General features: G+C 59.0%; 10 protein-coding genes and 1 pseudogene. 10 read left to right on the forward strand and 1 reads right to left on the reverse strand.

Features of this window, described 5'->3' with window-relative positions; translation table 11 throughout:
* Positions 1-30: 30 nt before the first annotated feature.
* Positions 31-330: pseudogene (locus tag AC07R0_RS20690) on the reverse strand (IS3 family transposase); the annotation flags it as partial.
* 564 nt (positions 331-894) lie between these two features.
* On the opposite strand from AC07R0_RS20690, the gene AC07R0_RS20695 reads away from it, so the two are divergent.
* The 10 genes from AC07R0_RS20695 (at position 895) to AC07R0_RS20740 (ending at position 12,430) form a co-directional block, all read left to right on the forward strand.
* Entirely contained in the window at positions 895-2,256 is a 1,362-nt protein-coding gene (locus AC07R0_RS20695; RefSeq protein WP_495106252.1) for a PLP-dependent aminotransferase family protein, read from the forward strand.
* Positions 2,253-3,494 carry a TIM barrel protein gene (locus AC07R0_RS20700; protein WP_495106253.1) on the forward strand — a complete coding sequence of 414 codons (1,242 nt, stop codon included), beginning with the start codon at positions 2,253-2,255 and terminating at the stop codon, positions 3,492-3,494. Before AC07R0_RS20695 ends, AC07R0_RS20700 begins: the two co-directional genes overlap by 4 nt.
* A 4-nt stretch (positions 3,495-3,498) precedes the next feature.
* Positions 3,499-4,254: an AzlC family ABC transporter permease gene (locus AC07R0_RS20705; protein WP_495106254.1), complete on the forward strand. Its 756-nt coding sequence runs from the start codon at positions 3,499-3,501 to the stop codon at positions 4,252-4,254.
* 2 nt (positions 4,255-4,256) lie between these two features.
* Positions 4,257-4,595 carry a hypothetical protein gene (locus AC07R0_RS20710; RefSeq protein ID WP_495106255.1) on the forward strand — a complete coding sequence of 113 codons (339 nt, stop codon included), beginning with the start codon at positions 4,257-4,259 and terminating at the stop codon, positions 4,593-4,595.
* Between the two features lie 20 nt (positions 4,596-4,615).
* On the forward strand, positions 4,616-5,821 hold the full coding sequence (locus AC07R0_RS20715; protein WP_495106256.1) for an ATP-grasp domain-containing protein: 1,206 nt from the start codon (positions 4,616-4,618) through the stop codon (positions 5,819-5,821).
* A gap of 77 nt (positions 5,822-5,898) precedes the next feature.
* Complete coding sequence (locus AC07R0_RS20720; RefSeq protein WP_495106257.1) at positions 5,899-7,140, forward strand: ATP-grasp domain-containing protein; 1,242 nt, start codon at positions 5,899-5,901, stop codon at positions 7,138-7,140.
* Complete coding sequence (locus AC07R0_RS20725) at positions 7,137-8,756, forward strand: FAD/NAD(P)-binding protein (RefSeq protein WP_495106258.1); 1,620 nt, start codon at positions 7,137-7,139, stop codon at positions 8,754-8,756. The genes AC07R0_RS20720 and AC07R0_RS20725 overlap by 4 nt, the downstream gene beginning before the upstream one ends.
* A gap of 32 nt (positions 8,757-8,788) precedes the next feature.
* Positions 8,789-9,913 carry a M14 family metallopeptidase gene (locus AC07R0_RS20730; protein ID WP_495106259.1) on the forward strand — a complete coding sequence of 375 codons (1,125 nt, stop codon included), beginning with the start codon at positions 8,789-8,791 and terminating at the stop codon, positions 9,911-9,913.
* Between the two features lie 29 nt (positions 9,914-9,942).
* Entirely contained in the window at positions 9,943-11,151 is a 1,209-nt protein-coding gene (locus AC07R0_RS20735) for an ATP-grasp domain-containing protein (protein ID WP_495106260.1), read from the forward strand.
* 379 nt (positions 11,152-11,530) lie between these two features.
* A complete protein-coding gene (locus tag AC07R0_RS20740) occupies positions 11,531-12,430 on the forward strand; it encodes a nitrilase family protein (RefSeq protein ID WP_495106261.1) in 900 nt (299 codons plus the stop codon).
* The last annotated feature ends 72 nt before the right edge of the window (positions 12,431-12,502 follow it).

A 12,502-nucleotide genomic window follows, 5' to 3' on the forward strand; every position in this document is an offset into this window, starting at 1 on the left:
TCACGAAACTCGATCTGCGCACAGGGCAACGCCATAGTTGCGCGTGTGGGAACCGGATTTTTTTACAGCCTCGTTAGCCCGGCGCAGCTCCTTGACCTCACGCTCCAGCTCCTTCACTCGCTGCGCTTCGCTGATCGCGACGCCTTCTCCAACGCTTGTCTCTAGCTCCGCGCGCTTGATCCGTCCGTTCAATGTCTTCGGTACACAACCAGTCTTGGGGGCAATCGATTCAATGGCAGCCCACAGAGATCGGCGCTCGCCTCGGTGCGCTGGCACCGTGTGCACGGCACGCTCGCGTACCTCGGGTGAAAACTTGTTTGACTTCGTCATGGCTCAATCCTCTCAGAATTTTGAGCCACCTCAAACCTGAGGCGATTCAGTAATCTTTGCCTAGCCGAGTGCATGTTGTTTTTTTGCTCAGAGTAGCAAGAGCTATTAGTTTCACTGGCTGCTTCAATTGCGTCTAGTACTTGTAGAAATGGCGCTTACGGCGAACACATCTTGATGTAACAAACTCCGTCTCGCACATCGTGTGCGCGGAACGGTATTCCCCAGCAATGGATTACTGACCCCGGTGCCAATGGCCAAGTCCTCTGCTACTTCTCATTACATAAAGTTCTGTAAACACCCCCAGTAATCCACCTTTGTGAGGATGGCCAAATTCTCCATCACCACTACGATGGAATCTTCTATCTGCGGGCTCTTTCAACCCAGCTTTGTCTGCACTTTGGGGACTGCATTTGGAATTGCGTGCGTCGTACTCTCTATGAGTTTCTATGCATGGAATTGGGGTGTCGATGGATATCAAATCGCCAACGACATATCAAATGCAGCAGGCTTGATGGCTTCACAGTCATTTGGGTCAACTGCTCAGTTTTAACGCATCAGGGAAACATGCTTTCAAATAAAAATATGTATGCAATGTCAACCGCATTGCGGGACTTGCTGTACGGCCTCAGGGACGAAGAACGTCGTGTGGAAAATTCCATTCCGCTGACGGCGAATGAAAACAGAATGTCTGCCCTGGCTTGCGGTATCCAGAGTACATCTCTATCCCATCGATACCTCCTGGGGGTCGAGGGTGAGCGCAGAGAACAGGGTCTGGACTTCGTCAAAGGTGACCTCATGCTGGACGGACTGCCGGCCGTGACTGCGCTTGAGCGGCGTGCAGCGTGTGCAGCGCGCGTGCTGTTCGGAGTCGAAGCGGTCGAGTTCCGACCGTTGTCGGGGCTGCACGCGACGCTCGGAACACTGCTGTCGCTCTCGAAGCCAGGCGCCGTCGTGCTATCGATCTCTCCATCGAACAACGGCCATTTTGCGACAAGTGGTCTGGTGACCGCACTCGGTCGTCGCTCGATGCATTTTGCTTGGGACGAAGCCGCATGCACGATCGATGCGGAGCACGCGGCGCGCCAAATTGAAGCGCTACCTGACGGTTCGCTCGTTTTCCTAGATCACAGCGCTCCATTGTTTCCGCAACCCGTGAGTGCACTGCGCGCCGCCGTGCGCAGCGACATTAAGATCGTCTATGACGCGTCACATACGCTGGGTCTCATCGCTGGCGGTCAATTCCAGGATCCCGTTAGGGAAGGTGCTGACGTTCTCCAAGGCAATACTCATAAGACCTTTCCCGGCCCGCATAAGGGAATAATCATGTCCGCCCGGTGGTCGGTCGGTCGGCTCGTCGAGCAGGCGATGTGCAACTACGTAGTCTCCAGTCAACATACGCATCATTCATTGGCGTTGCACGTGACATTGCTTGAGATGGAATCTCATGCGAAGAATTACGCGCGACAAGTCGTCGCCAATGCGCGCGCATTAGCTGATGCGCTTTCCGACTTGGGTTTTTCCGTCAGGCGGCGTGCAGATGGACAAGCTACCGCGTCGCACATGGTTCTGATCGGCGGCTTTAAGAATGGCGAAGCCTATAAGTACTGCGCACGCTTGCGAGATTGTGGAATTTCGGCAAACGCACGAACAGACAGCCAGGGAGAGTTGATCCGCATTGGCGTGCAAGAGCTGACTCGCAGGAGCCTTACCGAATCCGACATCCCTGTCTTGGCTGACCTGTTACGTCGCGCGTACAAGACCACCGAAGCGTCAGAGCATATCAATGCCGATGCGAAGGAGTTCCTCGGCAAATTTGAGACCGTCGGATATTCGTTCTCCGAGGCGACGAACCTTCATATTGCACAGTGTTCCAGTGTCAGCCGCTCCCTTGATCGCGTCTTACTTGCAGAAGGAGTTCATCTATGACGCCAACCTCCATCCCAGATGCCGCTATGCGAACCTACATGCCTACTATTGGTTTTTCAACAAACGTTCTACACCACCCGACCAACACCGCCATCGCAGTAGCCGATGTGGCGGCGGCCGTCGCGTTCCTCTGTGAGCGCTTCGATGCCGTTGAGATCGAATTGTCAGAGGACGCCCAGTCAGCTGTGTTCGAGTGCGACGATGCACGCTACGGACAAATCGTCGCCAGCATTCGTGAGACAGCTCGCCGCACTGGGGCTAGGCTGAGCGTGCACGCGCCTTGGTTCGGCGACGCGACGAACCTCGCTGCGAAAAGTGAGGAGGAGCGCCGCCAGTCGATCGAGTTACTCGGACGTGCCGTGCAGTTCACGGCAGACATCGGTTCCCGCCTCGTCACGTGTCATCCTGGCTATCACGAAGGGCAGACTGCGGAAATATTTAACCGCCATTTACACGACTCGCTATGTGTGGTCGTGCTTGACGCGGCCTCGAAGGGCGTGCAGGTCTGCCTAGAAAATATGGGCGACGAGCGTCCCTCCTACATAGTCCATTCCGTCGAGGAGCAGATCGCACTGTGCCTAGCCACCGGCGCGAAGGTGACTCTCGACGTTATCCACTTGCGCTCGCGTTACGACAATGAATCGGACTTCCTTGACTCGCTGGTCCGTATTGCACCGCATGTGGCAAACGTACACATTGCCGACATGAAGGGCCGCAACCACGCACACGTGCCCATCGGCGATGGTGATTTCCCGCTCGAGGAAGTCCTGCGGCGGCTCGGTGAGGCGGGCTACATTGGCGCGGCGATAGTCGAGGAGTTTGTTCGCACCTGTGATTTTCAACGTTTCCTGGACAAAGCGATCGATTTCCGCGGCCGCTACGACAGTAGCGAGCGCAAATTCGTGGATAGTACTCTGACAGTCGGTTCGGCCTGTTCGCAAATAAGGGGCGACGTTCGTACGGTCTCGCTCGGTACGGCGAACGGTGCCGGAACGATCATTGTCACTGGCCCCGCTGGTTCTAAAACCTTCGTCAACTCATGCCCGCACAACGGTGCCCGTCTGGACGCGTTGTCGCCGCTCAGTACGGAAGGCGACTATCTGGTCTGCAGCGTGCACGGCGCGCTTTTCGACGCCTCCGGCTTGTGCGTAAAGGGGCCGTGCGCCGGGCGTTCGTTGACGCCGTCGAGAGCTGAGGCGGCCGACGAGTCGTGGCTCAACGAGCCGGTTTCGTTCTGACGCCATGCGAACGACGCGGGCTCAATCTCGCTTCGATCTCGCCACGCTGCGCTCGGCGACTGAGCCGACGCTGCCACTGCTCGGCTCGATCATCGTATCGTTCATGACCGTGGGTGCGACCGCGCGCGGAGCGGGGTTTGGCTTGTTCGACGCCGTTGCGACGACTGCGCTGGTATTCGCGGCACCAGCGCAGCTTGTCATGATCGCCATGCTCAAGGCCGGAGCGGGCCTCTTGCTGGTCGGGTTGGCCGTATTGATCATCAACTTGCGGCTGCTGTTCATGTCCTTCTGCGTCGTCAGCTATATGCACGAGGTGCCGACACGCCGGCTTGCGATCTGGTGTTCTATGCTCAGCGGGTTGTCATTCAGCGGCTTCAAACTGCGACGTCAGACCGACATAGAGACTATAGACCCGGGTCGCGAGGAATTCGAACTCGCGGTGTCGTGCATCCTGCTGTATGGTGCCGCCGTCGTCTCCACGGCGATCGGCAACCTGTTGGGAAGTTTCGCCACTCCCGTTTGGGTCGACGGACTGGACGTGATGGTCGCAATGCTGTTAGTGGGCCGTATCTTTGACGCCAAGGGCGATGCCGCCTTTATAACGGCTGCGCTGATTTGCGCGACGATGACACCGATCGCCGCTGGCCTGAACAGCAGTTTCGGGCCATTGTTGATGGTGCTCGCGCTCTCCGGTCTGTTCGCTGTATTGCCTCGGCTTGCGGCGGTCGGACTGCGCCTGCGGCAAGCGAGGGAGCAGTAGTGATGACGGATCACCTCGCCGTATGGGCCGCGATCTGTCTCGCCGGAGGGCTGACGCTGGCGTTGCGCCTGATACCGCTGCTGGGACGACGTCGCAGGGATAGTGAGATCTCGCCCACCATGGATCGTTTCAACCGGGCATTCCTTGCATGCTGCATCGCCTCGATGGTGGTAGGGATGCTGTTTCCGGGCGGATTCTCGTCGTTGACGAATGGGCATCGCGAGGTGCTCATTGTCGCAATGCTTGCGGTTTATCTCGTCATCTCGCGCTTCTATACAGGCTTGCTGCTGGCGCCCGCGCTGGCACTGGTCTTTGTCGCCATTCGAAGCAATTTGTTCTGATCCGTTTTTTGACCCAATACATGACTACAAACGGCAAAATTCTTATCCTCGGAGGCCGTGATTCCAGCGTGGAATGGCTGGCCGAATTCGACTGCCGCGCTGACCTGATTCAGAGCACCAAGGGTCTTACAGAATGTCAGCGCGCATCTGTGAGCAACGTGTTCCTGGCGGAACATGACGATATCGAAAGCATCGTCGCCATCGCCCGCAACGCGCACTGTCACGAGCCGTATGTAAGCGTTGTGACGTTCCAGGAGCCCTGGCTGATCGCCGCTGCGGCGGTCGGCGAGGCCTTGGGTGTGTGCTGGAATCCCCCGGCCGTGATCCGCATCGCAAGCGACAAGGCTGCGACACGCGACGCCCTGAGCATCGCTGGGTGCAACGGCGTGCGCTACAAACGCTGCGCTAGCCTCGACGACGCGCGGGAGTTCCTAGAGCAGATCAATGGCCCGATTATCGTCAAGCCAGTAGGTGCAAGCGGCAGCCGCGGCGTGGCGCTCGTGTGTGCGGTTGACGAACTGGCACCCGCGTGGCGGCGTGCGTCCGACGCCCACGGCGGCGAAATCCTCGTCGAAGAGTTCGTTGAGGGACCCGAATTTAGCGTCGAAACGCTGAGCGCGGACGGTGTACACGAAGTGCTCGCTGTTACCGAGAAGCTAACGACCGGTGCACCGCACTTCATCGAACTCGGGCACGTAGTCCCGGCCCCACGCTCGCCAGCGGAGCTCGCTACGCTCGGCGCCGCAGCGGTCAACGTTCTCGATGCTATCGGACATCGGAACGGACCTTGCCACTCTGAATTCCGCCTGACTCCGTTCGGGGCGAAGGCCATTGAAACGCAGACCCGTCCGGGAGGCGACCAGATATGGGAACTTGTGCACCTCGTGACCGGCCGCAATGTCTATCGTGAAACGTTCGCGCGACTGCGCGGACAGCGTGTTGATCCGTTGTCGGTAAAAGCCGCGGCCGCGGCGATTCGCTTTCTGTCGAGCCCAAAGATTGGGGTAGTCGTGGAGATTGCGAACGTAGATCGCGCTGCGGCGCTGCCGGGCGTCATCTCGGTGCATGTCGACGCCAAGGCGGGCAGCCGCGTGGCGCCAGCTATGAGTTCCAGCCAGCGACTGGGCTATTGCCTGGCCGTCGGCACCTCCGCGCAAGAAGCAGTAAGCGCTGCTGAACAAGGACGCGACTTAATGCAAATTGTGCTTGAAACCGTCGAATCCTGAAATCAATGCGCTGAACGACCTGATTGACCTTGACCTATACACACTTTGGAAAGCGCGTCCGTTGACGCTGGATCGTTATGAGCAATCTTCTTTTCGTCACCCCGAAAGTCCTGATGTCTACCCCGGCCGCCGAATGGCGGCGTTCTGTGGGGCCGGCTGCCATTCTGTTTACTGGCGCCGACAACGACGAGGCTCGACGTCGCATCGAGGCGCATGCCAACGGCGCATTTGGTCGGGTTGAGACCTTCCGCAACTACGAGCATAGTGACTTGCCGGAAAAGCGTGCGCTCGAAATACACGCGACGACGCCGCTGCGTAATGTCGTTTCGCTTTCGGAAGTCGACGTGCTGCGTACGGCGCGTATCCGTGAACGCTGCGGCATCCCGGGTCACTCCGAAGCTAACGCTTGGGCTTGGCGCGACAAGCTGCTAATGAAGGAGCGAGCTCGTGCTGCCGGGCTGGGCACGCCGCTATTCGCACGTGTCGAGAATGCTTTTGACTTGCTGGACTTCGTCCGTGCTAACGGACTACCGGTCATTGTGCGGCCGATTTCAGGACGTGGCTCTGCGCAAGTCGGCGTATTACGGAGTGACACTGAACTCGACGAATATCTCGCCAGCGGCGCCATCGCCGCGACGGATTTCCGACCTCAACTTTTCGTTGAAACGTTCTGCGACGGTCGGATGTTTCGTATCGACGGACTCGTGGTGAAGGGCCGCCCGGCCTTCATGCAGGTAGCTAAGTACATCAACACGACACTTGATTTCATGAAAGGCCTTCCAGTCGGCACGTACTCTCTAGCGGCCGATGATCCGGAGCGCCAGGCGGTCGAAGCGTTTGTCTCGCGCCTGGTCGCGCTTGCACTACCTGCCGCACCGACGATGATGTTTCACGCGCAGTTGCTGCAGGACGGCGGCGATCTTCTGTTGTGCGAGGTGGCTGCGCGTATCGGCGGCGGCGCGATCAATGACGAGATCATCGCCGCCACGGGAATAGATCTGAAGATGGAATATGTCCGCTGCTGTTGTCTGCCCGGCTATGCAGACAACTGGAAGCCGCAGCGACAGGAGAGGATGGCCGGACGGATACTCATGCCGCCGCAGCACGCTGTGCTCAAGGCGATGCCACGCTCATGCGATATCCCTTGGGTGGTCAAATACACTCCTTACGGGGAGTCCGGCCGCGCTTATGCCGGCCCGGCGATGACAAATGCTGAGGTCGCGAGTTTCGTCTACCACGCTGACACCGCCGAAGAATTGCAGTCGCGCTGCGATGAGCTGGTGGCTTGGCATACCCAACGCACGGTCTGGGCTTCGTGAGCGCTGGACTGATCGAGCGAGAAGTCGGCGCTCGGCGCGAATTGTGTGACATCGTGCTCGTCGGTTGCGGCGCCGTGGGCGTGTCGTTTCTCGCGAACCTCGAAGCATCTTCCCGCTCATTTTGCGGCAGCATTGTCATCGCCGACCCGGCTGCGGAGCCAGGTCGGGGTATCGCCTACGGGCGCGACGCCAGCAGCAACCTACTCAATCGCTCAAACGCCTCGATTTCGGTGCGTGCCGACGACCTACAAGAATTTTTCAGATGGTTTGCCGATGAACGCGCCGCAGGTCGGCTCGCGCCGTGCCATGCCGGGGTGCCACTCGATCCGGACGGCTATGCACCACGGCCCCTGTTCGGCGACTACCTCGTCAGTCGCCTTCGACGTACAGTCGCCGCGCTGAAGGTCCAAGGGTGGAGTGTGCGGGAGGTGCGCGCTACGGTCATGGAAGTCGCGGAATCGGGTGATGCATACGCCGTGGAGCTGTCTACTGGCAAGAGCTTTCTGAGTCGTTCGGTCGTTTTCGCCACAGGCAACGGACCGTCAGCTACTTATCGTCGTTTCGAAGGACTTCCGGGCTATATCGCGTTGCCATATCCGAACGAAGGACTCTCCTGCCGCATTGGACCTGACGCACCGGTTGCGCTATTGGGCAGCCGCCTGAGTGCGGTCGATACCGCCATCGCTCTGTCACAACAGGGCCACCGGGGCCCGATCTTCATGGCGTCGCGCTCGGGGCAGCTGCCAATGGCCGGTGGCGGAAAGGGCGACCACGTGTTGTCGCCATCGACGCTCGAGGCCGCCCGCCTGGCGCGCATGGGCGGCGCGGGTACCCTTACGTTGAAGCGACTGATGCGGATCATGCTGCGGGAAGTCGCTCGCGCTGTAGGCGGAAGACTGCCTGTGAGTAGGATCACACGGCCAGAGTTATCACCCACGCAGGCATTTCTCGCATTCGTTGAAGAGCGCGAGGCCGGTCTGCGCAAGTCGTGGCAGGACGCACTCATTCCCTTCAACGACTACGTCTCCGATTTTTGGAACGCGCTGCCGGAAGGTGACCGGCGAACGCTGATGCGTGGCGCGTACGGCGCCTACATGGGATACCGCGTTGCCATTCCGATTGAGAACGCCCGCAAGATGGCCGACCTGCTGAATGCCGGTCGTATCAAGAATCTATGGCCGCTGGAGGACGTGCGACACGACCAACACAGTTTCGAGCTGCGATTCGGGTCTGAATTGCGGTCATTGACCCCATCGCGCATCCTGCGTGTGCCCGTGCTGGTTAATTGCACCGGTCTGGTCGGCGGCCCCGACACCAGCGGTAGTGACCTCTACCCTCGGTTGCTGGCCTCCGGTCTGGCACGACGGCACCCATTCGGCGGCGTCGACGTCGATCCGCGCACCAACCGCCTGCGCGGCGAACGCGGTATAGCACGGCGACTATTCGCAATCGGCAACAGTACACAAGGTGTTTTTCTATTGACAAGCAACCTGGTGCTCAATGCAGCGCATGCAGCGCGCGTTGCGCAACTGCTCTTGGACGATCTGGAAGGTACCGCGAGAGCAGCACAGGATATCCGGACATTGCGTGCAGAGACTCCAAACGTGGGGCTCTGACATGTTCACTCTAACCCACTAAACATCTTTTTATGCACATAGAAACAGACTTCGAAGCTGCGGCCATCGAACAGATCGGCGATACCGACGGCCCTGTGCTTCGCTTGCGCCTGCGCGCCGATAACGCCGCCGACATTACCCAATGGTTTGCCTTCGAGCTCGCAGATATCCCGGAACAAGGCATCGACGTTCGTATCGAAGGATTGTCCAAGTCGTCATACCCGAAGGGCTGGATCGACTACCGCGTCTGCATGAAAATAGACGAACAGATAAGCTCGGCATGGCATCGCATAACGACAGATGTCGAGGACGATGCATTGGTTTTCCATGCACCGGGCTCGCTCGGTCGTCTTCGCTTCGCTTACTACCCAACCTTTGATAGTGCTGCAGAAGATGCCGCCATTGCGCTGGCGACCGCTGTCGGAGCGCGTGTCGAATCACTCGGGTCGTCAGCGCTGGGTGAATCGATCCGAATGCTGACGTTCGCTCCCGCCGCTCCGCGCGCGCGCCTCTGGTTCATGGCTCGCCAGCACCCGGGCGAATCGCAGGGCGGCTATTGTGTCGAGGCCATCGTGCGCGCCTTGTGCGGAAATCTGCGCTCGGCTTGGGCAGATGGCGGTGTCGCGGTACACGTGGTACCAAATATTAATCCGGATGGTGTGCGCTTGGGCAATCTGCGCACCAACGCCCGCGGCGCCAACCTCAACCGATGTTGGGACCGTGACTACACCGAAGCCCCGGAAACAGGCTTCGTGCGCGCACGCATGCAAGCACTCGGAGTCGATCTGTTAGTTGATTTCCACGGCGACGAAGTCCTGCCTCACATCTTCTCCGTAGGTGCTGATGGAAGCCCAGCCTGGACACCTCGGCTACAGGCGCTGCGCCTTGCGTTCGACAACGCGCTGCTCGAGCGCTCGCCAGATTTTCAGACTGAACGCGGCTACCCCGTCGACCGGCCCGATCACGCCAGCTTACGTAAATGCATTCCGTGGGTAGTACAGCAGTTCGATGCACTGGCCTTGACCATCGAATTGCCTTTCAAGGAAATCGCCGATAGACCGCGCGTGGACGGCACCGACGCTACGGCGGCCACTCGAGCCTTCGGGTTAGCCGTGCTCGACGTAGCGCTGGCCCTGGTGCCCGACCTGCGCGGCTGACGTTGTCTTCCGTTTTCCACAAAGCAGCCATGTCCAAAACCATAACACGTCCTCTCCGTCTCCTCAGCATTGGCTGCAGCCGTGCTTTGGCCGAGCGTGCCCTCGCGCTTGGCGTCGACCTTTTCGTCGTTCATCGAGAATCGAAAATTCAGCAACTCGTGGGACTCGGCATTTCCAAGATGCTGGTTTGGAACTTCGAAATAGATGACGGTCATCTCGACATCCTCGAACTCCTACATGCTGCGGAGCCGTTCGACGGCATCCTCACGCTTGCCGAGACAGCGTTGCTGCCCACGGCGCGCGCCGCAGCTCGACTGGGCTTACGTTGCAATCCGGTCGACGTCGTGAGTGCGACCATTGACAAGGCGACGATGCGTGAACACTTGCATTCGCGTGGCTTTAGTCCTTTGGCCACGTCGCTTGGGTGTGGAATCGAGCATGTGCGGTGCTTTGGCCGGGCGCATGGGTATCCCATCGTCGTTAAACCTCGCGATGGCTCGGGCAGCGCTGGTGTCAGAATTCTGCATAACCCCCCCGACGACGCACAGGCCGCGCAGTACGAGGCAGAGCTGCTGCTGGAGGAGTTCGTTGACGGGCACGAATTTTCGGTGGAGGCCATCAGCCGCAACGGTCATGCCCGCACCTTCGGAGTCGTACAGAAGGGATTGTTCGGCGATCACGTCGGCGCCAACGTGCATGTGGAGCTCTCGCACCAGTTCCCGGCTTCCCTGAATGCGGAGCAGACGCGCGAGATTGAGATCTTCGTTGAGACCTTCCTCCTGGTGATGGGTATCACCGAAGGCCCCACACACACCGAACTGAAATGGGGGGCGAGCGGACCGCGAATCATAGAGACGCACACGCGCCTGGGCGGCGACTTTATCCAGGAGCTCGTGCGGCGCTCGACTGGCGTCGATCTTATAGGCGCCGCCGTGGCGGGAGCGCTGGGACTGCCCACGCCGGAACTTGATGTTGCGCCGACTCTGCGGGGCGGCGCAGCGATCCGATACTTCTCGCCTCGCCCTGGAACCGTGCGCGCGATCGTTGGGCTGGAGCGCTGGCAAGGCGAACAGGGTATTGCGCGTATAGAACTCCATCTCGCTCCGGGTGACGTGGTGGCACGGGTTGAAAGCTCTGCCGACCGCGTGGGCTACGTCATCGCCACAGCGGAAAACGGCGAGGACGCATTGCGCCTGTGCGAACGCGTGACGGACGGTCTGCAGATCCAGATGGGATGATGCGGCCTGCGCGCAACCTAGCGAATGAAAGGGGCCTCCATATTCGCCTCGGTGCTCTGTGTCATTCGGACAGTACGTTTGCAGACCTCGGTAGAAAATATTTTCGACTTCTTTATGGCTTAATCTTCACAGAGATTTGAGTCTGCTCAAGAGCCGGGGCGGTTAATCTCTCCATTCCTGCTGATGGCGTAGAAATTCTGAATATTTAAATACCCCTTGCAATTTGTTGACGCATTTTTTTTACGCTGTCATAATTCTTAGCACTTCCCAGGTTTAGCCAGAGAAGCCCTCAGCAATATTGCTGATTACATACCGGCTATGAAAGCCCCTGACATGCGCATACAGCGCGGTCAGGGGCTTTTTGCTTTTTGGAGTTTGAATGTCTGATTTGGGAACCACTCCCGCGCTGAATTCGGCTGAGCATCTCATCACCGTGGGGAGCGTTCAGATGGAGCCGCGTATCGGCTACAAGGATGCGAACGTGGCGCGCTCCGTAGCGTTGATCGAGCGCGCGGCCGCTGGTGGTGCAGCGCTCGTAGTGCTGCCGGAACTGGCCAACACGGGCTACGTCTTTACCAGTCGGGCAGAGGCCTTTTCGCTGGCGGAGTCTGTGCCGGAAGGTCCGGCCACTAGGGCATGGATAGATGTGGCACAGCGATGCAAGGTGCACATCGTCGCAGGCATTGCTGAGCGAGACGGGGATCGTCTCTACAACTCGGCAGTGATCATTGGCCCTAAGGGTTGGCTGGGCACCTACCGCAAGCTGCACCTGTGGGGTGACGAACATCTTTACTTCGAGGCTGGCAACAGAGGTCTGCCTGTGTTTCACACAGAGTGGGGGCGCCTGGGCGTAGTGATCTGCTACGACGGTTGGTTCCCTGAGGTGTATCGCCTATTGGCAATGCAAGGTGCCGACATTGTGGCCATGCCTACCAACTGGGTGCCAATGTCCGGACAGCCGGCTCACCGTCCAGCCATGGCCAATACGTTGGCCATGGCCAGCGCCCACAGCAATGCGCTGAATATCGTTTGCGCCAACCGGATAGGCAATGAGCGCGAGCAGCTATTCATAGGCCAGAGCCTGATCGTCGACTCCCAGGGCTGGCCAATAGCTGGCCCTGCATCAATAGACGCAGAAGAGGTACTCCTGGCACAGATCCGCCTGAAGGCTACGCGCCGGGAACGGCAACTCAATGCCTTCAACCACGTACTTCGAGACCGCCGCGACGACCTTTACGACCCGATGCTTGGCACCGGCTGGCCGTTGCCTAGGCATTGAAGTTGATGCCGACCTGTTTCTTTCACCCCCAAACCAAGGAGTCTTTTTATGAAAAAACTAACTTCCACTGTG

It is taken from the genome of Rhodoferax sp. GW821-FHT07F03 (genome assembly GCF_059418745.1).

What these genes read in the sequence shown, in the direction of transcription:
- AC07R0_RS20695 (WP_495106252.1), top strand. Translation starts at nt 895, where the DNA reads ATGCTTTCAAATAAAAATATGTATGCAATGTCAACCGCATTGCGGGAC.
- AC07R0_RS20700 (WP_495106253.1), top strand. Translation starts at nt 2,253, where the DNA reads ATGACGCCAACCTCCATCCCAGATGCCGCTATGCGAACCTACATGCCT.
- AC07R0_RS20705 (WP_495106254.1), top strand. Translation starts at nt 3,499, where the DNA reads ATGCGAACGACGCGGGCTCAATCTCGCTTCGATCTCGCCACGCTGCGC.
- AC07R0_RS20710 (WP_495106255.1), top strand. Translation starts at nt 4,257, where the DNA reads ATGACGGATCACCTCGCCGTATGGGCCGCGATCTGTCTCGCCGGAGGG.
- AC07R0_RS20715 (WP_495106256.1), top strand. Translation starts at nt 4,616, where the DNA reads ATGACTACAAACGGCAAAATTCTTATCCTCGGAGGCCGTGATTCCAGC.
- AC07R0_RS20720 (WP_495106257.1), top strand. Translation starts at nt 5,899, where the DNA reads ATGAGCAATCTTCTTTTCGTCACCCCGAAAGTCCTGATGTCTACCCCG.
- AC07R0_RS20730 (WP_495106259.1), top strand. Translation starts at nt 8,789, where the DNA reads ATGCACATAGAAACAGACTTCGAAGCTGCGGCCATCGAACAGATCGGC.
- AC07R0_RS20735 (WP_495106260.1), top strand. Translation starts at nt 9,943, where the DNA reads ATGTCCAAAACCATAACACGTCCTCTCCGTCTCCTCAGCATTGGCTGC.
- AC07R0_RS20740 (WP_495106261.1), top strand. Translation starts at nt 11,531, where the DNA reads ATGTCTGATTTGGGAACCACTCCCGCGCTGAATTCGGCTGAGCATCTC.